This is a genomic window from Streptomyces sp. XM4193 (assembly GCF_023072595.1).
Taxonomy (GTDB): Bacteria; Actinomycetota; Actinomycetes; order Streptomycetales; family Streptomycetaceae; genus Streptomyces.
In genome coordinates, this window is record NZ_JALLGK010000001.1 from 1,061,658 (window position 1) to 1,084,131 (window position 22,474).

A 22,474-nucleotide genomic window follows, 5' to 3' on the forward strand; every position below is an offset into this window, starting at 1 on the left:
GTTCCGGTCGGTGGTCACGGCAGTGGCACCACTCTTTCCAGCGGCTGCATGAAGTTCAGCGCGAGCGGGGCCGCGTCCGGGTGGAGGGCGGCGGCCTTGCACAGCACCTGGCCGGGGCCGGTGTCCACGACGGTCTCCACTCCGGAGTCCAGCACCGCGCGCATCGCGTCGTTCCAGAGCACCGGGGCGGAGAGCTGGCGCAGCAGATCGGTGCCCAGTTCCCCGGGGTCGGTGCTCGGTCGGCCGGTGGTGTTCAGGAGCACGGGCGCGGTCGGTGCGGACGGTCCGAGGGCGGCGAGCGCCGGGGCGAGCTCGTCCTGCACCGGGTCCATCAGCGGCGAGTGCGAGGCCACTCCGGCGGTCAACTCCCGTACGTGCACGGGCTCCTGCTCGGTGGACGCCTCGGTGGCGCGGTCCGTCACCCAGCGCACCGCGCGCTCGTCGCCGGAGACCACGGTCTGCTGCGGCCCGTTGAGGCAGCCGGTGACGGCGACCCCGACGGCGGGCGGGCAGTCCGCGCACCACCGGGCGACGCGTGCCGGTGCGAGGCCGCCGATCGAGGCCATCAGTGCGGGACGCAGGCGCGACTGCTCCGCCATCAGCCGGGCACGGCGCGCCACCAGCACCAGCGCGTCCTCGAAGCCGACCGACCCGGCGGCGACGAGCGCCGCGAAGTGGCCCAGGCTGTGGCCGCCGATGAAGGCGGGCGGCGCCAGTCGCTCGCCCAGATGGGCGCGGAGCGCGGTGCTGCCGGCCAGCGCGGTCGCCACCACCGCCGGATGGGAGATCTCCGGCGGCGCCAGCTCGGGCGCCGTACCGGCGCGGCAGAGCCGGGCCAGATCGAGTCCGACGGCCTTCTCGGCACGCTCCAGCACCTCGACCGCCGCCGGGAACGTACGGCACAACCGGCGGGCCATGGCCGGCAGATGGGAACCGGCGCCGGGGAAGACCAGTGCGTAGCGGCCCGTTTCGAGCGCGGCGAGCGGTGTCATGCGCGCACCCCCGCCCAGAGCCTGGCCATGTGCACCTTGCCCGAACCGGTTCGGGGCAGCCGCTCGGTCAGATGAAAGCGGGTGGGCACCTTGTAGGAGGAGAGCAACCGGGCCAGATGACGCCGCAGTTCGATCTCGGTGACGGTCGGCTCCGCGGCGACGAAGGCCACGAAGGCGTCGCCGGTGCGTCCCGGCACCGAGGGCGCCGCGCTCACCCGGCACTCGTTGACGCCCGCCATGGACAGCACGGCGCGCTCCACCTCGTCCGGGTCGACCTTCCGGCCGGCCACCGTGATCCGACGGTCGGTGCGTCCCCGTACCTCCACCAGCCCCGGCCCGGGCAGCCGGCCGGTGTCACCGGTGCGGAACCAGCCCTCGCGCAGGGCGGCCGGGCCGAGTTCGGGCAGGCCCCAGTAGTCGACCTCCGCGCCCTGCTGGCGCAGATGGAGATCGCCGACGGTCTGCGGGCCGGCGTCCGCGAGCCAGCGGCCGTCCTCGTCGGTCAGCCAGTTGCCGTCCTCGTCGGAGAGCCGTGCGGTGACGCCCGGCATCAACCGCATCGGACCCTCGGGGTCGTCGGCGGCGAACGCGATCTGGCCGAACTCCGTCGCCCCGTACTGGTTGCGCACGGGCGCGCCGACGCGCTCGTGCCAGGTGCGCGCGAGCTCGGGCGGCAGCGGTTCACCGGCCGAAAGGCAGAACCGCAGATCTGGAGCCTCGAGCGGCTCGCCGCACTCCAGCATCGCCCGGTAGAGGAACGGCACGGTCTGCACCACCGTCGCGCGGCTCTCCCGCAGCGCGCGGGCGAGTCCGGCCGGTGAGGGCGGGTGCGGGGCGAGCACCAGGGTGGCGCCGCTGAGCAGCGCCGGGAGCAGCGAGGCACCGAAGGCGTACGCGTGGTGCAGCGGCGTGGTGCACAGCAGCCGGTCGCCGGGGCCGTATCCGGCGCTCTCGGCGTACGCGCCGGAGTTGGCCACGGTGACCGGCCAGCTCTTGCGCACCACCTTCGGCAGCCCGCCGGTGCCGGAGGTGACCAGCCCGATGTACGCGGGCGCACCGTCGGTGGCGGCGGCGGTGGTGGTGTCGGCGGCTGTGGTGGTGTCGGGGAGGGGGCCGGTCGGGGTGGAGCCGGGCTCTGACGCGGCCGAAGTGCCGTACCAGTGGCCGACGTTGCCCAGTTCGGCGACCTGGTCGCGTTCGGCGGCGGTGGCGCGCGCGTCGTAGAGCACGACCTCCGCGGCGTTGGCGATCAGCGCGAGGAGCGCCACCGCGGTGTCGGGGTGGTTGCTCGCGAGCAGTCCGGTCCGGCTCCGCCCGCCGGTGGGCGCGGGCAGGGCGGGGCGGGCGAGCTGGACGCGTGCGTACAGCTCGGCCCAGGAGAGCACGGCGCTCTCGTGCTCCAGCGCCGTCCGGTCGCCGTCCCGCTCCGCGCGCTCGCGCAGCAGGGAGAGCAGGTCCGGTGCGACGGGCGCCCCGCTGCCGCTCGTGGTGCGGTGGGGTGCGGGTGCGGTGTGGTCCGACGGTCTCATTCGCCCGCTCCCGCCACCGCGGTCAGCCGGGAGCCTCCGCAGACCAGTTCGGTGCCGCGTGCGTCGTGCGAGTCCCGCCGGTCGGCCAGGGCCGCGAACGGCGCGGTCACGTCCGTGTCCCTGCCGCCCGCCGTCCCGTCCGCCGGACCGGCCGGCTCGTCGCGGCGCACCGCCGGGTGGCTGCCGCCGGGACGCCAACCGGTCACCGCGACCCGGCCGTTGACCGCCCCGCTGCCGCCGTTGCCGAGGACCGCGGCGGCGGTGGTCAGCAGCGGTACGGACTCGTCGTCGGCGGTCGCGGGCTGCGGCCAGTGCGCGGCGGCCACCAGAACGCTGCTGCAGCGCCCGGAACGCACCATCAGCGCGGCGTAGCCGAGCGCGTCGACTCCGGCGGAGGCGCCGGTGAGGGTCACCGCGCAGCCGTCGAGGCCGAGGGCGATGCACAGTTCGCCGGTGAGGGTGTGCGGCGAGTAGTGCAGGAAGCACTCCGGTGCCAGCCAGCGCGGGCCGGGCCCGGCCAACACCTGGGCGATGTAGCTGCCGGTCGCCGCGGTGGCACCGTTGGAGGCGGTGACGCAGCCCATGTTCCGCACCTCCTCGGGGCTCAGCCCCGCCTCGGCGACGGCCGCCTCGGCGGTGGCCAGCAGCGCGGGCCGCAGGAGGTCCCGCACCGCCAGCGGGGTGCGCGGCAACTCCTCGGTGCGCTCGGGCAGTCGGGGCACGGGCTGTCGCGCGGAGCGGACGACGAGGCCGGCGAGGTTCACGGGCGCCGCGAGGGAGCCGCCCGGCGCGCGGTCGGTGTCGGTGGTGGAGGCCGCGTACGTGGCGGAACGGGGAGTGGAGGCGTCAGTCACGGCTGAACACCACCGCCACGTTGGAACCGCCGAGACCGCAGGAGATCGTCATTCCGACCGAGGGCGGTGCCTCCGGCGCGCGGTCGCCGAGGTTCAGATGGTCCCAGCGCGGATCGCGGTCCTCCAGCCCCAGCGTGGGCAGGACCTCGCCGCGCGCGAGCGTGAGTACGGTCATGATCGCCTCCACGGTGCCTGCGGCGCCCTGGCAGTGGCCCAGGGCGGCCTTGGTGCTCACCACCGGAACCTTCGGCAGCCGTTCGCCCAACACCTCGTCGAGCGCCCGGAGTTCGGCGATGTCGCCGTGCCGGGTGCCGGCCGCGTGCGCGTTGACGTAGTCGAGCCGGTCGGCCCCGGTGCGGGCGTCGGCGAGCGCGCGCTGCACGGCCTTGGCGACGCCCTCGTAGTCCGGACGTGCGGCCTGGCTCGCCTCGTTGCTGCTGCCCCAGCCCCGCAACCGGGCGTAGCCGGAGGTGGTGCGGTCCCCTCCGCGCTCCAGGACCATCGCGGCGCCGCACTCGGAGATCCGGATGCCCGCACGTCGGGTGCTGAAGGGGCGGCAGCCGCGCGGGTTGAGGGTCCGCAGCGAGGCCAGCCCGTGGAAGGCGGTCTCGGTGACGGTGTCCACGCCGCAGACCACGACGCGTTCCACGACACCGTCCCGCAGCAGGTCCGTGGCGACGCCCAGAGCGGTGGCGCCCGCGGCACTGGCGTTGCCCACCTGGACCACCGGGCCGTCGGGGAAGGACGCGTCGGGGCCTCCTTCGTGGTCGCCCCGGGGCGCGCCGTCGGGGGCCCAGGGCTCCCAACCGGCGTCCAGCCGGGTGCTGTTGCCCTCGGCCCAGGCACGCCACACCTCGGTGCCGGGACAGCCGCCGCTGTCGGTGGTGCCCAGCACCAGCGCGGTCGGCACGTCCCGTGCGCCGGTGCGTTCGCGGGCGTCGGCGAGAGCGGAGGTGACGGCGCGGTGCAGCAGGTACGGCAGCCTGGCCGCCTCGCCCGGGACGGGAGCGCCGGGCTCCTCGGGCACGAAGCCGGCGACCCGGGTGCCGGTGCGCGAGACGTCGAAGTGGGTGACCTCGCGGAACTCGCCGTCGCCGGACCGGCAGACGCGCCACAGGGCTTCGGTGCCGACGCCGCCCGGCGACAGCACTCCGAGCCCGGTCACCACCGGCGCGCGGTCGAGGTCGTCCCCGGCCCGTGCGCCGTCGTCCTGTGCCAGTGCGGCCGGTGCGTCCGCGGCCCGTGCGTCCGCGGCCCGTGTGTCCGTCGCCTGCCCGTCCGCGGCAGGTGCGCCGGCGGTGCTCACGGGGTCTCCGCGGGCGCGTGGCCGTGGGTGTCGAGATAGTGGACGAGCGCGTCGACCGAGTCCGCGATGTCCCACAGCTCGCCGTCGGCGATCCGCTCGACCTCGAAGTCGCGTTCCAGTTCGGCGAGTACGACGACGATGTCCAGAGAGTCGATGCCCACGTCGTGGAACTTCTCCCCGCGGTCCAGGGCGTGGGCGAGTTCGGCCCCGATCCGCGCGCCCAGGCGGTCGCGCACCAGCGCTTCCGTCCGCTCCGCGGCCGAAGCCTGCCGGTCGTCCTGCATAGCCTCTCCCTCTCCCTGCCCGCTGTCGCTCCGGCTTCCGCCGGTCCCTCGTCCGGTGTCCCGTCCCTGAACCACCGCCTGGGGCGCCGCCGTTGGCGCGCCCGGTGCGCGGTCGTCCTGTCCCGTGCGGTCGTCCTGTCCTGTGCCGCCCCGTCTGTCGCGTGCCCTCTGCTCTCTGCCTGCCGTGCCGGTCGTGCCGTGCCCGCCGGCGGGCACGGCTGCCGGTTCGGCGCTCGGGCTTCCGGTGTCTCAGCCGCGGTGCGCCGGTCCGCTCAGGGCGGCAGCTGTGCCGTCCGCGCCCGCGGTGCCGGTGCGTGCGAAGTCGCCCCCGCTCAGCCGTACTTCGCGCCGGGTCGCCACCGCCGCCGCGTATCCGGACAGCCGTGCCGGTACGTTCCGCACCGACCAGCCGTCCAGCTCCCGCGGACCGGCGACGACCAGCCGCCCGTCGCCGTCCAGCCGCGCTCCGACACCGGCCAGGGCGGTGCCCAGGCCGAGCCCGGTCGCCTTGGCGTACGCCTCGCCGCAGGCCCACGCCGCCAGTACGGTCGGCCGGGCCCGGTCGGCCGGCAGCTCCTGCCACCGGTCGTGGTCGGCGGGTGCGAAGACCCGTCGTGCCAGCGTCCCGAGGTCGCCGACCGAGGTGCCCGCCTCGACGTCCACCCCCACTCCGCGTTCGCCGTGCGCCACGGTGACCGCGGCCAGTTCGTCCGAGTGCGCCAGCGAGAGGGCCAGGTCCACTCCGGGCAGGTCAAGCCGCACCGGTCCGTGGTCGCCGGCGCCGCAGCGGGTGCAGGTGACGCGCAGCGGGACCCGGTCCGGCCGCAGTCCGAGTCCGCTGCCCAGCACCCCGCGCAGCACACCGCGGGCGACGGTGAAGCGGGCCCGGGCCGCGTCCGTCATCGCCGCGGCTCGCAACCGCTCCTCGCGGCTGAGCAGCGAGGAGCAGCTGCGGGCCGAGCCGGGCGTGACGCGCTGCTGCCAGAGCCGGGCCCGACCCGGTCCGGGCAGCGCCACCCGGGCGTCGGGGCCGTTCACCGCTCCTCGCCCAGGGCCAGCAGTCGCCGGACCGTGTCGGCGGTCTGCGAGGCGCTCTGCTCGGAGGTGTCCAGCCAGTGGCCGATCCGGGCGGTCTCCTCGCGGAAGGTCGCGTCCAGTGCCTCCGCGCCCCAGCCGTCGTCGCCGTACGCGTGGTGCGTCCGGGCCGCGTCGCGTCCGCGCACCACCTCGGCGCGCGGGGCCAGTACGACCACGTGCGCGGTGACGGTGTCGCCGAGCATCTCGACGAACTCCTCCAGATAGGCGCCGAGGATGTTGTCCTCGGCGATCACCGGGAAGCCCGCGGCGGCGTAGGAGCGGGCGAGGTGCGCCAGATGACGCAGCCTCAGCCCGTACTGGAGCAGCGCCTCCGGCTCCGGGTCCGGGGACATCTCGACCCGGCCGGAGACCACCATGCGGCGCAGCGTGTCGCCCTCGATCAGCACGGCGCGCTCCAGGCGTTCGGCGAGCAGCGCGCCGATGGTGGACTTGCCGCTGCCGGGGATGCCGGTGATGACGACCACCGGCGCGGCCTGTCCGCCGCCCTCGGCGTCCGGGCCGGCTGCCTCGTCCGCGGTGGGGGCGCCGCTCATGAGGCCGGGACCTTCGCGCGGGCGCGGTCGGCCGAGCCGTGGTGGACCTGCCACTGGAGCGGTTCGTCGCGGAAGGTCAGCACCTCCACCACCGCGCGGTTGACCAGCGGTTCGACCTTCTGGAACGAGCGCTTGACGACCTTGGTGCCGGATTCGCCGAGGCTGTCCGGCAGGTACTGCTTGATCTGCTCGAAGAGCAGCCACTGCCTGCCCTTGCGGTTCTTGGTGACGCGCTCGACGTAACTGGGCCTGATCCCGTACTTGTTGGCGAAGTGCCGCAGGGTGTCCTCGGTCCAGGCGTCGCTCCACCGGAGCATGAAGTACGGCAGGTCGGTCAGGGCGAAGGGCGGCGGCATCCGGTAGGTGATCACCGACTCGGGCTCGAACCAGACCGTGCCGCCGGCGTCCAGCACCCGCTGGCTGAAGTCCAGGTGCTCACGGGTGGTGAGCAGCCCCTCGTCCATCCCGCCGACCCGGTCGAAGATCTCGCGGCGCACCAGCGCGCAGTGGAACTCGATGATGTCGCACTGCTGGCGCCGCATCTCCTTCTTCGGCACCTCGGTGACGTGCTTCATGAAGTACCGCTGGGTCTGCTTGAACTCCCGGGTGCCCCAGACGCCGGAGAACTCCATGTCGCCGCCGGCCATGTGGACCACCTGCTCGTCCAGCGGGCCGTGCAGGTAGAGCGGGCCGACCATGGCGGCCTTCTCCTTGTCCGCGCAGGCGACCAGCGGCTCCAGCCAACCGGGCGTGTAGTCCACGTCGTTGTCGAGGAAGACCACGTACTCGCTCTCGGCGAACCGCAGCCCGACGTTCCGCGCGCAGTTGGGCGAGACGTACTTGTTCAGGCGGATCGCGGTGAAGCCCAGTTCGTCGCCGAGTCGCTTGAGCTTCTCCCACCGGTCCCGGGGGGAGTTGACGTCGACGTACACCACATGGCACGGGAGCTCGGTGTGCTCGTAGAAGCTCCTGAGCGACTCCTCCGCGTAGGAGAAGCGCTCCCGGCTGGTGATGATGGCGGTAACACGGGGCTGGTTGTCCATGTCTGCTCCAGATTCACCGGGGAGTGGATTCGCGCGTACGGGGCTCCGTAGCGGCGGATGACCGGGCTGCCCCGCGGGTCAGTCGGGGTGCGCGGTGATCAACGAGTAGTGGCCGTAGGCGGGGGTCGCCGCGCAGTCGCCGAAGCCGGACTCCGCGAGCAGCGAGGCCAGTTCGGGCAGGGTGCGCAGCCGGCCGCCGGTCATCACGGCCAGCGCCAGCGAGTAGCCGGCCGCCGAGTGGGAGCCGTGCCGGGAGTCGTCGAGCAGTACCTGGTGGATCAGGAGCCGCCCGTCGGGCGCGAGTGCCTTGCGGGCGCGGCCGAGCAGGGTGCGGCAGCCCTCGTCGTCCCAGTCGCTGAGGACGTCGGCGAAGAGCACCCGGTCCTGGTCGCCGGGCCAGGTCTCGCCGAACATGTCGCCGGCGCGCAGCCGTACCCGCCCGGTCAGGCCCGAGTCCTCGATCAGCCGCACGGCCGGGCGCTCGACCACGGGCAGGTCCAGGACCTGCGCGGTCAGCCGCGGATTGCGTCCGGCCAGCGCCAGCGAGTAGGTGCCCACGCCGCCGCCGATCTCCAACAGACTGGTGCAGTCGTCGAGTTCGAGGGTGGCGGCGAGCGCTGCGGCCGGCCCCGCGGAGTGTGCGTGCATGGCGCGGGCGAACAGCTCGCCGTGGTGACGGGAGCGGTTGTGGGTGTCCCAGATGCCCTTGCCCCGGTAGCCGTACGCCGTCCCCTCGGTCACCAGGGTGCGGACTGCGGTGCAGCGCTCGTCCCAGCCGAGGCCGAGCATCGGGCCCCAGTAGCGGGCGGTGCCGGGCAGCAGGAAGGCCCGCGCCGAGGCGGTCGGGTGGTACGCGCCTCCGTACACGGTCAGCAGTCCCTGTGCGGCCAGCGCGTCCAGCAGGACGGCGGTGCCGTGCGGGTGCAGCTCACGGTCGGAGGCCAGTGCGGCGGCGGTGGACGGCTGTTCGGCCAGTGCGGCGAACACTCCGAGGCGGTCGGCCACGGCCACCGCGGAGAGCCGGTACTGCGACGCCAGCACATCCATCAGCAGGGCGTCGTCGGGAGCCGCCGCCTCCGCTTCGCCGACGGGCAGCAGCGCGCTGTCGGACGTCATCGGGTGCCGGCCTCCGCGATGCGGCCGGAAAGGGTTTCGACAAGCTCTCGAACCGTGCTGTAGCGCATCGGATCGATGTCGTCGTTCTCGAAAGTGAGATCGTGCTTCTGCTCGAAGTGGCTGAAGACGTAGGCCATGGTGATCGAGTCCAGTTCCAGTGCGGACACCGGGTCGTCCAGGGTGATTTCCGCAGCCCGATCCGGTGCGGTGTCGCACTGCTCCACCAGGACCGTACGAATTTCCTGGAGTATTTCGCCGTCCGAACCCATACCACTGCTCTCCTCACCGAAAGCGAACAATGATTCACCGGTGCGCCGATAGTTCGGCGCGGCCGGGCACGAGCAGACGCTATGCCCGGCACAGAAAGCTGTCAACGGTTTGCCTGAATCATGGAAATTGCATTGGGGAATGCTTTTCGGACCCCATGGGATTGCATTCCACAGGGCCTTGCGAAAGGCGTTTCAACGAGCCGCCCGGTTATCCGATGGCGATGTTCTCCAACGGTTTTCCCGCGCCGAAGCACCACTGCGTCTCGCCGAGCAGCCGGCGGGTGATGCGCGCGCCGTCCGTCTCGGTCGTCGCGGGTCTCCCGCTCCCGTGCCAGCGGTGCATCTCGCCCAGCAGCCCCTCCAGGCTGTCCGCGAGCAGGGAGATCTCCTCGTGGGCGACGGCGTAGACCCCCTCGGCCTGGAAGCGGTGCAGGCCGAGCAGGAGCAGGCCGAGCTTCTGTGCCCGCCCCGCCGCGGTGAGCGCGGCCTGCGAGACCCGCCGCACCGACTCCTCCCGCGCGTCGGCGAGCGCGTGGCCGAGCAGGAAGAGCTGCGGCTGGATGTCGCCGAGGACCAGGACGTCCATGCCCTTGGCGACCAGCACCGGCAGCGGCCCGCCGGACCACACCCGGCCGTGGAACGCCCGGAGTTCGGCGATGTCCTCGGCGAGCGCGGTCAGCGAGGAGGGGAGCAGCGCCTCCGCGACCTCCTCGGCGGGGCGCCGGCGCGGTGGCGCGATGTCCTCGACCAGCGCGATCCGCGAAGCGGACATCCGCAGCTCGGCGTCGACCTCGACGATCCGGCGGTACCCCTCGGCGGCCGGGGCGTCGATGTCCAGCAGATGCAGGCCCTGCCCGTCGAGCCGGTGGGCCAGCACCATGTGGTGGTGGAAGTGCTCGCGGCCCTCGTACTCGTCGCCGGGCCAGTGGAAACCGTCGGGCATCAGCACCACCGGGGCGCCGGAGGCCAGCGTCTCGACGACGAGCGGCCACTGCCGGTCCCCCTCGCCGATCCCGGCCAGCTGCCAGCGCACCGTGCACGCGGGGAACTCGCTCATCGGCCCGTACCACTCGCCGCGCCGCACCAGGTCCAGCGGTACGGCCATGCCCTGCGCGATCTCCCTCCCCCCGTAGCCGTGGCCCACCAGCACCGCCTCGACGGAGCGCAGGAAGCAGCCCAGCCCGTCCAGTCCGATATTCTTCCAGCCCAGGGCCGCCGTCGGGTCGAAGGCGTACTCGGGGGCGCGGGGGCGCGGTGTCGCGGCCCGGGGTGCGGGACTGTGGTCGGTCACGTCGTCCTCCTGGTGTTCCGCAGTACGGTCGCCATCAGCGTCAGAGTCGGGTTGTGCGCGCCGGAGCCCGGGAAGAGGCTGCCGTCGGCGGCGAATACGTTGTCCAGGCCGTGCAGTCGGCCCTCGCCGTCGGTGGCGCCGGAGCGGGGGTCCTCGCTCATGCGCATCCCGCCGAGGGTGTGGAAGTTGCCCGGCACAAAGGCCGGTTCGTCGGGAAAGGCCGCCGAGCGGGTCTCCGGCAGAGCGGCCACGGCGTCCGCGCCGGCGGCGCGCAGCAGCGCCGCGAGCCGGGGCAGGTAGAAGCGCTGGGCCGTCGTCTCGTGGTGGTGGGGCGCCCAGCGGACACGGGGCACCGGCACTCCGCGCCAGTCCCGCAGATGCGGGTCGAGGGTCACCGTGTTCTCCCGCTGGGGGACGTCCTCGCCGTGCATCTGGACGCCCAACAGCCGGTCTCTCAGCGGGCTTTCGCGCATCAGCCGCTTGAACGCCGCGCCGTAAGGCACCTCCGCCAGCTCCGGCAGCAGCCGCCGGTAGACCCGGCCCTCGGCCACCCGGCCCAGCGGTGTGCCGCCGAGCTCCACCACGCCGCCGCGGAAGTAGGGCAGCCCCGCGTCCTGCGCGGCGGCGCGGGCGCCGGGGTGGTCGGGGTCGGCGAAGTCGTCCAGCGCGTGGGTGATGTTGCGGCCGCGTTCGCCGCGCACCGGTTCGCCCGCGAAGAACCCGTAGGCGACGGAGTACCAGTGGAACATCAGAAACCGGCCCACCAGCCCGCCCGGGTCCGGGAGTTCGGAGAGCAGCGCCAGCCGGCAGGTCTCCACCGCGGACCCCGCCAGGACCACCCGTCGGGCGGGCAGCTCGTGTTCCCGGCCCGCCGCGTCCCGCCACACCACCGAGCGGGCCCGTCGACCCTCGTACCGCACCCGGGTCGCGGTGGCGTGCGGGATCACCTCGGCGCCGGCCAGCACCGCCCGCCGCAGCGGTATCAGCGCGCTGCCCCGCGACTGGTTGGGGCAGCCGTAGCCGCAGCAGGCGCCGCAGTCGAAGCAGGCCGGACGGCCGTCGTAGGCGCGGGAGTTGGCAGCCATCGGCATCGGGAAGGGGCGCAGCCCCAGCGAGCGGGCGGCCTCGGCGATCCGCAGCGAGGAGGACTGGTCGGGCCCCGGCGGCATCGGGAAGTCGGTGCCGCGCGGGGCGTGCCGCAGAGTGGGGGAGTCCGGCAGCTGCGCCAGCGAGCCCTGGACGCCGAGGATCTGCTCCATCTCCTCGTAGTGCGGGGCGAGTTCGGCGTAGTCGAAGGGCCAGTCCCGTACGTCGGCGTCCGGCAGCGGGCCGAGCAGCGAGCGTTTGGCGAAGTCCAGGTCCCACAGCCGGGGGGTCTTGGCGTCCCAGTGCACCGAGCCGCCGCCCACGGTGGCCGGCAGCGCGTTGACGAAGCCGGTGTGGCGTCCGCCGCCGGGCCGGCGCTCCTCGTAGACGCGCGGTTCGGCGAGCACGTCCGGGTACTCGAAGCCCCGGACCGGCCCCTTGACCTCGTCGGAGGAGAAGCGGTGCGCGGGGGCCGGGTCGGCGAGGTCCTCGAAGTGGCTGGGCCCTCGTTCGAGCACCGTGACGTCCCAGCCGCGCTCGGCCAGCACCATCGCGGCGACCGAGCCGCCCGGGCCGCTGCCGACCACCACCGCGCGCTCAGCCATCGTCGCCGCCCAGTACCACCCGGCGCGCGGCGGCGGTGAAGTCCCGCAGCAGCGCGGCGGTCTCCTCGCCGTACGGGGCGGCGGCGTCCGCCGGGGGAGGGGAGTCCGCGGACGGTGCGGCGCCGTCCGCGGGGGCGGCGCTCTCCGGTGACGTGGGCGGCGGCGTGTCCTCCGGCGCGTTCTCCGACGCGTCCTCCGGTGCGGAGGGCGGAGGCAGGGGCGGGGTGGGGAGCACCGTGCTGCCGGGGGCCGGGCGCCCGCGGTAGACGGGATCGCCGTACGTTCCCTCGATCGCGTGGTCGAAGAGCAGTCCGCGGAAGGTGTGCGCCCGGGGATCGCGCAGTGCGCGGTGGCGCACCGCGGGGTCGGCAGCGGCGAAGTCGCCGTCGGCGAGCCGGTCCAGGAGCGCGGTGCCCTCGCGGTAGGCGTCCTGCAGCTCCCGCACCCGCAGCAGCCAGCCGTGCCGCTGCTCCGGCGAGAGCGGTACGTGCGCGCTGCCGGAGCCGGCCGCGTAGATCAGCGGTGGTTCGGTGCGGAAGGCGCCGAGCAGTCGGTCGGCGTAGCGGACCGCGTCGGCCTCACGGGCGCCCGGCTCCTGCTCGCCGGGCAGATCCGTCGGCCCGGGGACGAGGAGCGCCATCGCCTCCCGCACCACCTCCGCCTGGCCCCCGGAGAAGTGAAGCCATGTCAACTCTTCTCTTTCCGAAGGGAGTTGAGAATAATCAGCCGGTACGTCCATGTTCCTCCCCCTTTGCTCAAGGAGATCCGTATGAGCCAGACCGAGACCGCCTCCCCCCACGGAGCCGAGCGCTCCGGCGGCGCCGGTACGGCGTTCTCCGTCACCCGGGGCCTCTTCGGCGCCCGGGTCCCGGAGTTCACCGGAAGCCACGGCGTGGAGGTGCACAGCCTGGTCTCGTCCGACCACGTCCCGCTGTACCTCTTCGCGGTGAAGTCGCTGGCCCGCTGCTGGCCGGAGGTCACGCCGGTGGTGCACGACGACGGCACGCTGACCGCCGTCGACGTCGCCCGGCTCGAGCGGTTGGTGCCCGGAGTGCGGGTCATCGAGCGCGCGGAGGCGGACGCCCGGGTGGCCGAGCTGCTGGCGGACCACCCGGTGCTCGCCGCGGTGCGGCAGAACAACGTCCGCATCCTTCAGCTGGTCGACTACTTCCTGCTCGCCGAGACCCGGTCGGTGGTGAGCATGGACAGCGACGTGGTCTTCCTGAACCGCCCGCAGCTGCTGATCGACTGGGCCGCCGCCCCGGTGGACGAGCGCCCCGGCTTCCTCTACTCGCCCGAGTTCGGCTGGGAGCCACAGGGCGTGCACTGGATACCCGACCACCTGCCCGGCGTGCCCCATGTGTCGTACATGTGCTGCGGGTTCTCCGCCGTGGACCGGGTCCGCTTCTTCGACGCCGACTTCCTGGAGCGCACCCTGGCCGGACTGCCCCGGGAGATCAGCTTCGCGCCGCGCTACGTGACGCAGATGTCGTACTCGCTGCTCGGCGGCCGGCTCGGTACGGGCTCGCAGAGCCTGGAGGAGCCGTACCGGTCGGGCCGCCTGGAGTGGCTCCCGGACCGGGAAGACCGTGTGATCTGCCACTACTTCGCCTCCCATGAACGTTCCACGGCGCTGGACAACCTGACCGAGGAGGCACCGCTGCTCACCCGAGCGATCGGGCTGCCTGCCGCCGGCTGAACGAAGCGGTGCGTGCCGCCGCGCGGGCGGCACGCACCGTGCTCACAGCGGCACTTCCGGACCGCCCGCGGCGGCGGAGGCGTACGCGCACTCCACGATCCGGGCGGTTTCGACGATCTCGGTCGCCGGCCGGTGCCAGGACGCGGGATCGGCGAGCACACCGCGGAACTCCCGGTACATCGGCGGGAACCACTCCAGATGCGTCTGGTCCTTGCTCGGGGAGACCAGGTTCCGCCGGTCGGTGCTGCCGCCGGCCGTGCTCTCGACGACTCCGTCGTCGATCCGCAGCAGGCCGCCGGAGCCGTGCACCGAGTAGTGGTTGGAGCGCACATCGCTGGTCCAGCTCAGCTCGATGTCGCAGTGCGCGTCGCCGAAGTCCAGCCGCAGCCGGGCCTCCTCGTCGACGGCCGCCGGATCGTCGCCGGCCCGGCCGACCGTGCAGGAGACCTGCTTGGGCGGTCTGCCGAACAGCCGCAGCGCCATGTAGACGCAGTGGGTGCCGTGGTCCAACAGGATGCCGCCGCCCGCCAGTTCGCGCGAACGGCGCCAGTCCGGCGCGAAGCCGGCGACACCGCGGGCGTGCCGGTCGCGCAGAATCCGGAAGACGGCGGACTCCAGCCGGCCGATCCGGGCCTCCTCCACCGCGGCCGACAGCTCCCGCATCACCGGCGACGTCCCGTAGTTGTGGAACGGGAAGAGGAGCCGGCCGCGCGAGCGCGCCAGCTCCACCAGACCGCGCGCCTCCTCCCCGGTGACCGCGACCGGCTTCTCGCAGATCACATGGGCACCGGCGGTCAGCGCCGCTCTGGTCTGCGGTACGTGGAAGACCGGCGGACTGCAGATGTCCACCACGTCCACCGCGGCGCCGGTCGGCGAGGCGAGCAGCTCCTCCAGAGAGCCGAACACCCGCCCACCGTCCAGCAGTTGGGCCGCGCGGTCGCGGGCCTGCTCGCCCGGGTCCACCACGGCGACCACGTCCGCGCCGGCCACCGAGCGGTAGCCGGCGAGCCGTGCGCCGCCGGAGGTGCCGAAGCCCGAAAGGGCCACCTTCAGGGGCATGTTCACACCGCACCTCCTGTCACCGGCACGGGCGGCCGTGCGCCGCCCGCCTCCACCAGCCGTGCGTGCACCGCGGGCGCGGCGGCGACCAGATCACCGGTCCACGCGTCGAAGGGCGCACCGCCCCAACCCGTCACCGTGCCGCCGGCCTCCTCGACCAGCAGGGCGCCGGGGGCGGTGTCCCACACCTCGATGCCGAACTCCAGATAGCCGTCGTAGGAACCGCAGGCCGTACGGCACAGGCCGACCGAGGCGCTGCCCGGCTCGCGGATCTCGAAGCCGCCCCGCAGCAGGCTGTCGGCGACCGAGCGCTGCGCCTCGCGCACCACCCCGGCCGTACCGAAGCCGGTACCGGTCAGCGAACGCCCCGGGGCCTGCCGGGTGACCGAGATCCGCCGCCCGTCGCGGTACGCGCCCTGCCCGGCGAGCGCGGTGAACCGCGCGCCGGACTCGGGCAGCACCACGTGGGACAGGACCGTGCGGCCCTCCACGACCAGGGCGAGGGCGACCGCGTAGTCCGGCAGCCCGCGCAGGTAGTTGGTGGTGCCGTCCAGCGGGTCGACGATCCAGCACGGCGCACCCTCGACGACGTCGGCGCCCGCCTCCTCCGAGACGATGCCGAACCCGGGGGTGCGTTCGCGCAGTACGCCGAGCACCAGCCGTTCCGCGGCCTCGTCGGCGTCGCTGACCAGCGAGTCGTTCTCCTTCGTCGCCACCTCGTGGACGGCGCCGCGCCGCCGCAGCAGTTCCTCGGCCGCGCCGTCGGCCGCCTCCTCGGCGACCGTCCGCAGGGCGGCCGGGTCGAGTGCGCCGCTCATCGGTCCTCCTGCGCGGAGTTGAGGACCTCGCAGATGACGCCCACCGCGGTCTCGGCCCGTTGCGCGTCGATCGACAGCGGCGGGTAGAGCCGGAGCGTGTTGCCGCCGAGCATGACCAGTACGCCGGCCTCCATCAGCTGGAGGTAGACGCGCTGCACCAGGCTCTTGGGGGCCGGCTCGCGGGTCTGCTTGTCGACCACCAGCTCGATGCCGATGGCCAGGCCCGCGCCGCGCACGTCCCCGACCAGCGGAGCGGTCTCCGCGAGCGGGCGCAGCATGGCGAGCATCTCCCGCCCCCGCTCGGCGGCGTTCTCCACCAGTTTGTCCTGCACCAGGATGTCGGTGGTGGTGCCCACCGCGCGGCAGGCCATCGGAAAGGCACCGAAGCTGGAGGAGCTGGCGCTCGGTTCGGAGAAGGGCTCGGCCGCCATGGTCTGCGCCGAGGCGATCACCCCGGTCACCGGATAGCCGCCGCCCATGCCCTTGCCCACCGTGAGCACATCGGGCCGGACGTCCTCGTGCTGGTAGGCGAACGGGGCGCCGGTGCGGCCGAAACCGGTCATCATCTCGTCCGAGATCAGCAGCGCGTCGAACTCGTCGGCGACCTCCTTGAGCGCGGAGAGGTAGCCGGGCGGGGGAACGACGTTGCCGGAACGTCCCTGCACCGGTTCGACGACGATCGCGGCCAGCGCGCCGGTGCTGTTCTCCTTGACCACCTTGCGGGCGTGGTCGACGCAGGCGAACCCGCACTCGGGGGCGCGCAGCTTGAACGGGCAGCGGTAGCAGTTGGCGTACGGCGTGGAGAAGTAGCCCGGCGGCAGCGGCCCGAGCCCCGAGCGCGCACCGGCGGTCAGCGCCAGCGAACCCATCGTCTTGCCGTGGAAGCCGCCCCAGAAGGACAGGAACTCGTGCTTCCCGGTCACCGACTTGGCCAGCCGCAGCGCGGCCTCCACCGCCTCGGTGCCACCGCTGTAGAGCTGGACGGTGGCCAGGTCCTCGGGGAGGAAGTCCCGCAGGATGCGGGCCATTTCCAGTCGCGCCGGGGTGCCGAAGGCCCCCGCGGTGGCCCGGCCCAGCTCCTGCGCCATCGCCGCGACGAAGCGCGGTTCGGCGTGGCCGAGGGAGTTCACGCCGCCGGCGCCCTGGAAGTCGAGGATGCGGTTGCCGTCGACGTCCGTCAGCTCGGCGCCGTCGGCGGACTCCACACAGAGCCGGGAGAGCAGCATGACCGCCTGGAGCCCGGGGCCGATGACCTTCTGCTCCTCGGCCCAGTGGCGCTCGGTCACCGTGCGCGGATTGCGCATTCCCCACCCGTGGTCGCCGCCCGGGCCGGCGGCCTCCGGCCCGGGCGCGGAGGTGTCCGGGACCGGGGCAGTGGCGCCGCTCATGACCGCGCCTCCAGGGCCTCGGTCGTCCAGCCCGCGGCCACCAGCGCCTCGAACCCGCTGCGGGCGGCCTCCAGCGCCTGGTCGATGTCCGCCTCGGTGGTGGCGGCGGAGACGAACCAGTGGTGGTTCGGGTGGAAGAAGACGCCCTCGGCGATGGTCGCCGCGTAGAAGACCCGCTTCGCGCTCTGGTTGTCGTCCTCGCTGCCCATCGCGAAGTCCAGGAAGGGCATGGGCGGATGGCCCACCACCGCGACCGGGGTGCCGCTCTTGGCGGTCAGTTCGCGCAGCCCGTTCTGCAGCCGCTCGCCCAGTCGCCAGATGTGGGCCAGATGGTCCCCGGACCGCAGCTTGCGGATGGTGGCGAGCGCCGCCGCCATGGCGTCCGCGTTGGAGTAGTAGGTGGAGGAGATGTGCACCTTCTCCAGCGTCCGCAGCACATCGGCCCGGCCGGTCAGGGCCGATACGGCGTAACCGTTGGCGAACGCCTTGGAGAGCGTCACCAGGTCGGCGGTGACGCCGTAGTGCTCCTGCGCGCCGCCGAGCGCCAGCCGGAAGGCCGAGCGGATCTCGTCGAAGACCAGCAACGCGCCGTGCTCGCGGGTGAGTTCGCGCACGCCCTCCAGGAAGCCGGGCTCGGGGGCCTCGACCATGAAGGGCATCATCACCACGCAGGCGATGCTGTCGGGGTGCTGCTCGAAGAGCGCCCGCAGCGAGTCCAGGTCGTTGTAGGTGAAGGTGTCGACCAGCTCGCGGCTCGCCTCCGGGATGCCGTTGTCCCACTGGGCGCACCAGTCGTGCCAGCCGTTGTAGCCCCAGCGCACCACCCGGTCGCGTCCGGTGAACGCGCGGGAGAGCCGTACCGCCGCACCTGTCGCGTCCGAACCGGTCTTGAGCAGCATGCCCATCTCGGCGCCCGGGATGATCTCCAGGAGCTCCTCGACGAGTTCGGTCTGCACGGGCTTCATCAGGCCCACCGCGAAGCCGCGCCGGATCTCCCGCACCACGGCGTCGTCCACGTCCGGGTCGGCGTGGCCGAGGATGACCGTGCCGTAGGAGAGGAAGAAGTCGAGGTACTTGTTGCCGTCCACGTCCCAGAAGTGGGCGCCCGCGGCTCGTTCGGCGAAGACGGGGTAGCGGCCCTCGACCATCTGGTCGGAGGCGATGACGTTCTTTCTCTTGGCTGCCAGAGCATCGATCTGCTCGGCCTTGCGGTCGAGTTCGAAGGACCGGTCCAAACGCACGTGATCTTCCTTTCGCCGGGCAGGCCGCAGTTCGCCGCCGCCGCACGGCGACGGGCGAACTGCGGATGAGGAAGTGCGGACGAGCAGGCAGTACGGAACAGCCGCCGGTGCGGGGTGTGGCTAGTCCGGTCGCGCGGACCGGGCGACCTCCAGCAACGCCTGCGAGCGCTCCCGGACGCCGGTGAGATCCCCGCCCCGCAGGGAGTCGCCGACCAACGGCCTGCCGAGGGCCGCCGCGTGCGCGCCCACCGCGAAGTAGTCCGCGAGGTCGTCGGCGGTGATGCCCCCGGTCGGCACGATCGGGATGTCGGGGAACGCCATGGTGAGCGAGGCGAGGTAGGCCGGTCCGCCCATCCGGGCGGGGAACAGCTTGACCAGCGCCGCACCCAGCCGGTGCGCCTCCATCACCTCGGTGGTGGTGAACGCGCCGCACACCACCGGGACTCCCAGGTCGCCCGCCGCGGCGAGCACCTCGGGAATCACCCCGGGCGTGAGCAGGTAGTGGGCCCCCGCGTCGACCGCGCGTTTGACGGTGTCGGCGTCGCGGATGGTGCCCGCGCCCACCAGCGTCGCCTCGGTGGCGACGCTCTCGCTGAGCGTGCGCAGCGCGTTCGGCGAGGTGAGCGTGATCTCCACGGCGCGGATGCCGGCCTTGCCCAACTCCTCGGTCACCGTGGGCACGGCGGGCGACTCGGGCTCGGTGATCATGGCGATCAGCGGGTCGGCGGAGAGCTGCTGCGCGAGGTCGGCCGGGGTGATCCGCGGGCCGCTCATGCCGGCTTCTCCAGCACCAGGATCTGCCGGCGGGTCTGCCGCACGACCGGCTCCTCCGGGTCGGGCAGCGCACGCAGCTCCCGCACCAGCGGCTCCACCTTTTCCTCGTAGACCGAGTCGTCGACCGCCCACAAGTGGTACAGCATCCGCTGCTCCAGGCCGGAGGCGATCGTCTCGGGGCTGTGCTCGTGGGTGGCGGCCTCCAGCTCGCCGACCTCCACCGCCTTGAAGCCGACCGACTCGGCCAGCGGCACGATCCGGTTCGCGCGGTCGTCCGCCTCCGCGGTGCGGGACTGGATGGTCTCCATGATCTGGCTGACCGGGTGGTCGTCGAAGAGGATCATGCCGGGGATGACGACGTAGCGGCCGCCGGGCTTCAGCACCCGGTACACCTCCGATAGGCCCTTGCGCAGATCGCCGACGACATGGGTGACCCAGACGCTGTACGCCTGGCTGAACGTCTCGTCGGGGAACGGAAGATCCTCCAGCGAGGCGGCGGCGGCCACCTGCCCCACCCGGCCCACGGCCTTGGTCAGCATCGAGTGGGAGAGGTCGATTCCCACCACCGGGTAGCCCTGCTCGGAGAGAGCCAGTGCGACCACGCCGGTGCCCATGCCCGCGTCCAGGATGAGTTCGCCCTTGGACGTGCGGGACGCCACGGCGGGGGCGATCCTCCGGCCCCGGGCCTCGCCGCCCCGGGTCTTGTCGTAGAAGTCCGCCGCCGGTGAGAAATTGACCGAGGACTGCATCTCCACCTGTTTCCACCTACTTGTCGTCAGTGCATGGAAAGGACTGCGTGAAAAGGCGGGGACAGTCTCCTGTCGCTGCTTTTCCGCATGACGCGCAATGTGCTGGCACAGAGGAACGGCCGGCACACTGCTGGCATTTCTCCGCGCATTCTCCGAACGCCGCGATGTCGGGCCGACGGCATTCGAAGAGGCGGGACACGGGGCACCCCGGCGGGGTTCTGGCACACGGGCGGTTCGCGGTCCGACCGGCGGCTCGCCCCGATCCGCCCGCCGCGCCGTACGACAGGGCACGGCACCGACGGGGGAGGGGCGGGCCGGGTCAGCCGCTGTGCCGCAGGATGGGGCCGCCGTCCTTCCTGCGGACGGCGATCACCGCGGCCCGGGGCTGTGAGTCGCCGCCGTCGGGCCAGTGGGAGGCGGGGTTCTCGGGGGTGGCGTCGGGCATCTCGCCCGGATGCTGGACCGAGACCAGCACATGGTCCTCGCCGACCACCGGACCGCAGCACTCCGCGCCGGCCGGGATGGTGAGGAAGCGCTGGACCCGGCCGCGCTCGGGACCGCTGAGCGGCACCATGTAGAGCCCGTCGTTGACGCCGCCCTGGCCGCCGGAGTCGGTGGCGATCCACATGTTGCCCGCGGGGTCGAAGGCGAGGTTGTCGGGGCAGGAGATCGCGCTGACCCGGGACTTGTCGTAGCCGGCGTAGTAGCTGCTCGGCGATTCGGGATCGCCGCAGACCAGCATCAGCCGCCAGACGAAGCGCTCCGAGGTCGGGTCGTCCCGGCGCTCGCAGAGCTCCAGCACGTGCCCGTCGCGGTTGTCCTTGCGCGGATTGGCCTCGTCGGGGCCCGGCTGACCGGCGGCGCCCCGGTAGTCGTTGTTGGTCAGCGCCGCGTAGACACGGCCCGTACGGGGGTCGGCCTCGACGTCCTCCGGGCGGTCCATCCGGGTTGCGCCCGCGCGGTCGGCCGCGATCCGGGTGAAGACGTAGACCTCGTCGCTGGTCATGCCCGGGACGAAGCTGCGGTCGTTGTGGGCGAGCGGCAGCCAGTTGCCGGTGCCGTCGAACTCGCCGTCGGAGGGCAGCTGTCCGGAACCGTCGATCTCCTCCGCCGGGCTGTCTCCGGTGAAGCGCGCGGCGTACAGGGTGCCGGAGTCCAGCAGGCCCATGTTGTGACGCCGGGAGGCCCAGTCCTCGCCCTTGCGCATCCGCTTGTCGGAGACGAACTTGTAGACGTACTCGAAGCGTTCGTCGTCGCCCATGTAGGCGACCACGCGGCCGTCGGGGGCCACGCTGATCGTCGCGCCCTCGTGCTTGAAGCGGCCGAGCGCGGTGTGCTTGACCGGCACCGACTCGGGATCGGAGGGGTCGACCTCGACGATCCAGCCGAACCGGTGGGCCTCGTGCGGCTCCTTGCCGAGGTCGAACCGCTCGTCGTACTTCTCCCAGGCGCGCAGCGAGGCCCCTTCGGCGAACCCGTAGCGCTTCAGACCCTCCTTGACCACCGGGTCGGTCGCCTTCTCGGCGTGGGCGAACGGCATGTGCACGTTCTCCTCGCCGGAGAGCACCGTGCCCCACGGGGTGGTACCGCCCGCGCAGTTGGCCATGGTGCCGAGCACTGTGCGGCCGGTCGGATCGGCCCCGGTGCGCAGCAGCGGCGAACCCGCCGCCGGGCCGCGCATCTCGAAGGGGGTGTGCAGGGTGATGCGGCGGTTCCAGCGGGAGGAGGACCTGGCCCGCATCCGGCCGCCCGCGCGCGGGCGTTCGACCAGCACCACGGACATCCCGTACGCCGCCCAGGAGGTGCGCACGTGCTCCTCCGAGGGGCCCTCGGGGTCCCAACCGGGGAACATCAGCAGCTCGTTGACGTACTCGTGGTTGCTCACCATGAGCCATCGGCCGTCGGAGCGCAGCGGAACGAGGGCGCAGTAGTCGTTGTTGGGGCCGAACTGGCCGGACTGCGCGGCTTCGGTCTGGTTGTCGAAGTCGAAGGGCGGGGCCCCGGCGAGCACCGGGTCGCCCCAGCGTATGAGCACGTCGTACTCGAAGCCCTCGGGGACGGTGACGCGGTCGCCGCTGTCCGGCGGGACGGCGGGGAAGCCCAGGTGGTCGCCGGCCGGTGCCCCGTCGTTTCCGGGGACTCCGGCGGCTGCCGTGCCGGCCGGGATTCCGGTGCTTCCCGCGCTCTGGGACGCGGCGGCCGAGGCGGCGGGAATCAGCGGCGCGGCGAGAGCGACGGCTCCGGCGCCGAGCAGGTTTCTGCGGGAGATGGAATCGCGCAGGACGCTGCCGAAGTAGCGGTTTCCAGAGGTATTGGGCGCGTGTCCGGCGCAAGCATTACCGCATCGGAATAAACAGGTCTCCGGTGCGCGACTGGAATGCCGACCGTCCGAGAGTAAAGGTAACCGTCGCACCGACACGCCAACCGCCCTTCGGATTACACACGTGAACCGCCGTCAGTATGCATGACAACAGGGCCAGTGACAATCAAGTTCCTGAGCTGCGCTTTCGGTGTAATGCGAGGTGAGCGGAGTAACGACAGAAGCTTCCCCGAAATCAGAGGCGTGACACCGGGGTCGGTCATGGTGGCCGAATCTGCACACTCAAATGCCGGGCAACGGCTCGTCACTATCTTTATCTCCGGCGTTCCGGACAGCTCTTGGGAGCCCGGTGCCCGCCCGTCGCCGGCGGGGTCCCCGGGGTGTGGCCGGCTGGGTCCTGGTGGCGTTGGAATGGCGTCT

General features: G+C 72.8%; 21 protein-coding genes. 1 reads left to right on the forward strand and 20 read right to left on the reverse strand.

Annotated elements, in window-relative coordinates; translation table 11 throughout:
• Positions 1-14: 14 nt before the first annotated feature.
• The 13 genes from MTQ01_RS04395 to MTQ01_RS04455 form a co-directional block, all read right to left on the reverse strand.
• The gene (locus tag MTQ01_RS04395; protein WP_247486936.1) at positions 15-992 is read right to left on the reverse strand and encodes an ACP S-malonyltransferase; all 978 of its coding nucleotides are present in this window, start codon (positions 990-992) and stop codon (positions 15-17) included.
• A complete protein-coding gene (locus tag MTQ01_RS04400) occupies positions 989-2,521 on the reverse strand; it encodes a class I adenylate-forming enzyme family protein (protein ID WP_247486937.1) in 1,533 nt (510 codons plus the stop codon). Before MTQ01_RS04400 ends, MTQ01_RS04395 begins: the two co-directional genes overlap by 4 nt.
• On the reverse strand, positions 2,518-3,375 hold the full coding sequence (locus tag MTQ01_RS04405; protein WP_247486938.1) for a beta-ketoacyl synthase N-terminal-like domain-containing protein: 858 nt from the start codon (positions 3,373-3,375) through the stop codon (positions 2,518-2,520). Before MTQ01_RS04405 ends, MTQ01_RS04400 begins: the two co-directional genes overlap by 4 nt.
• A complete protein-coding gene (locus MTQ01_RS25125; protein ID WP_247486939.1) occupies positions 3,368-4,681 on the reverse strand; it encodes a beta-ketoacyl synthase N-terminal-like domain-containing protein in 1,314 nt (437 codons plus the stop codon). The genes MTQ01_RS04405 and MTQ01_RS25125 overlap by 8 nt, the downstream gene beginning before the upstream one ends.
• Positions 4,678-4,965, reverse strand: a complete 288-nt coding sequence (locus MTQ01_RS04415) for an acyl carrier protein (protein WP_247486940.1) — start codon at positions 4,963-4,965, stop codon at positions 4,678-4,680. Before MTQ01_RS04415 ends, MTQ01_RS25125 begins: the two co-directional genes overlap by 4 nt.
• A gap of 249 nt (positions 4,966-5,214) precedes the next feature.
• Complete coding sequence (locus tag MTQ01_RS04420; protein WP_247486941.1) at positions 5,215-6,003, reverse strand: 4'-phosphopantetheinyl transferase superfamily protein; 789 nt, start codon at positions 6,001-6,003, stop codon at positions 5,215-5,217.
• Complete coding sequence (locus MTQ01_RS04425) at positions 6,000-6,596, reverse strand: AAA family ATPase (RefSeq protein ID WP_247486942.1); 597 nt, start codon at positions 6,594-6,596, stop codon at positions 6,000-6,002. The genes MTQ01_RS04420 and MTQ01_RS04425 overlap by 4 nt, the downstream gene beginning before the upstream one ends.
• The gene (locus MTQ01_RS04430) at positions 6,593-7,639 is read right to left on the reverse strand and encodes a glycosyltransferase family 2 protein (RefSeq protein WP_247486943.1); all 1,047 of its coding nucleotides are present in this window, start codon (positions 7,637-7,639) and stop codon (positions 6,593-6,595) included. The genes MTQ01_RS04425 and MTQ01_RS04430 overlap by 4 nt, the downstream gene beginning before the upstream one ends.
• Positions 7,640-7,717: 78 nt before the next feature.
• Positions 7,718-8,755, reverse strand: coding sequence for an acetylserotonin O-methyltransferase (locus MTQ01_RS04435; protein ID WP_247486944.1), 1,038 nt, complete (start codon positions 8,753-8,755; stop codon positions 7,718-7,720).
• Positions 8,752-9,024, reverse strand: coding sequence for an acyl carrier protein (locus MTQ01_RS04440; protein WP_211041472.1), 273 nt, complete (start codon positions 9,022-9,024; stop codon positions 8,752-8,754). The genes MTQ01_RS04435 and MTQ01_RS04440 overlap by 4 nt, the downstream gene beginning before the upstream one ends.
• Before the next feature lie 208 nt (positions 9,025-9,232).
• A complete protein-coding gene (locus MTQ01_RS04445) occupies positions 9,233-10,315 on the reverse strand; it encodes a hypothetical protein (protein ID WP_247486945.1) in 1,083 nt (360 codons plus the stop codon).
• On the reverse strand, positions 10,312-12,006 hold the full coding sequence (locus tag MTQ01_RS04450; protein WP_247486946.1) for a GMC oxidoreductase: 1,695 nt from the start codon (positions 12,004-12,006) through the stop codon (positions 10,312-10,314). The genes MTQ01_RS04445 and MTQ01_RS04450 overlap by 4 nt, the downstream gene beginning before the upstream one ends.
• Positions 11,999-12,697, reverse strand: a complete 699-nt coding sequence (locus MTQ01_RS04455) for a gluconate 2-dehydrogenase subunit 3 family protein (RefSeq protein WP_247486947.1) — start codon at positions 12,695-12,697, stop codon at positions 11,999-12,001. The genes MTQ01_RS04450 and MTQ01_RS04455 overlap by 8 nt, the downstream gene beginning before the upstream one ends.
• A 78-nt stretch (positions 12,698-12,775) precedes the next feature.
• Here MTQ01_RS04455 and MTQ01_RS04460 point away from each other — a divergent pair, with 78 nt between their 5' ends.
• On the forward strand, positions 12,776-13,705 hold the full coding sequence (locus MTQ01_RS04460; protein ID WP_247486948.1) for a hypothetical protein: 930 nt from the start codon (positions 12,776-12,778) through the stop codon (positions 13,703-13,705).
• Positions 13,706-13,747: 42 nt separating this feature from the next.
• Here the strand turns inward: MTQ01_RS04460 and MTQ01_RS04465 are convergent, their stop codons facing one another.
• The 7 genes from MTQ01_RS04465 to MTQ01_RS04495 form a co-directional block, all read right to left on the reverse strand.
• Positions 13,748-14,764 carry a Gfo/Idh/MocA family protein gene (locus MTQ01_RS04465; RefSeq protein ID WP_247487728.1) on the reverse strand — a complete coding sequence of 339 codons (1,017 nt, stop codon included), beginning with the start codon at positions 14,762-14,764 and terminating at the stop codon, positions 13,748-13,750.
• Between the two features lie 2 nt (positions 14,765-14,766).
• On the reverse strand, positions 14,767-15,582 hold the full coding sequence (locus MTQ01_RS04470) for an inositol monophosphatase family protein (RefSeq protein WP_247486949.1): 816 nt from the start codon (positions 15,580-15,582) through the stop codon (positions 14,767-14,769).
• A complete protein-coding gene (locus MTQ01_RS04475) occupies positions 15,579-16,970 on the reverse strand; it encodes an aspartate aminotransferase family protein (RefSeq protein WP_247486950.1) in 1,392 nt (463 codons plus the stop codon). The genes MTQ01_RS04470 and MTQ01_RS04475 overlap by 4 nt, the downstream gene beginning before the upstream one ends.
• Complete coding sequence (locus tag MTQ01_RS04480; RefSeq protein WP_247486951.1) at positions 16,967-18,211, reverse strand: aminotransferase class III-fold pyridoxal phosphate-dependent enzyme; 1,245 nt, start codon at positions 18,209-18,211, stop codon at positions 16,967-16,969. Before MTQ01_RS04480 ends, MTQ01_RS04475 begins: the two co-directional genes overlap by 4 nt.
• A 120-nt stretch (positions 18,212-18,331) precedes the next feature.
• The gene (locus MTQ01_RS04485; protein ID WP_247486952.1) at positions 18,332-18,985 is read right to left on the reverse strand and encodes a bifunctional 4-hydroxy-2-oxoglutarate aldolase/2-dehydro-3-deoxy-phosphogluconate aldolase; all 654 of its coding nucleotides are present in this window, start codon (positions 18,983-18,985) and stop codon (positions 18,332-18,334) included.
• Positions 18,982-19,734, reverse strand: coding sequence for a class I SAM-dependent methyltransferase (locus tag MTQ01_RS04490; protein ID WP_247487730.1), 753 nt, complete (start codon positions 19,732-19,734; stop codon positions 18,982-18,984). The genes MTQ01_RS04485 and MTQ01_RS04490 overlap by 4 nt, the downstream gene beginning before the upstream one ends.
• Positions 19,735-20,053: 319 nt before the next feature.
• Entirely contained in the window at positions 20,054-22,147 is a 2,094-nt protein-coding gene (locus tag MTQ01_RS04495) for a PhoX family phosphatase (RefSeq protein ID WP_247487732.1), read from the reverse strand.
• Positions 22,148-22,474 lie beyond the last annotated feature (327 nt).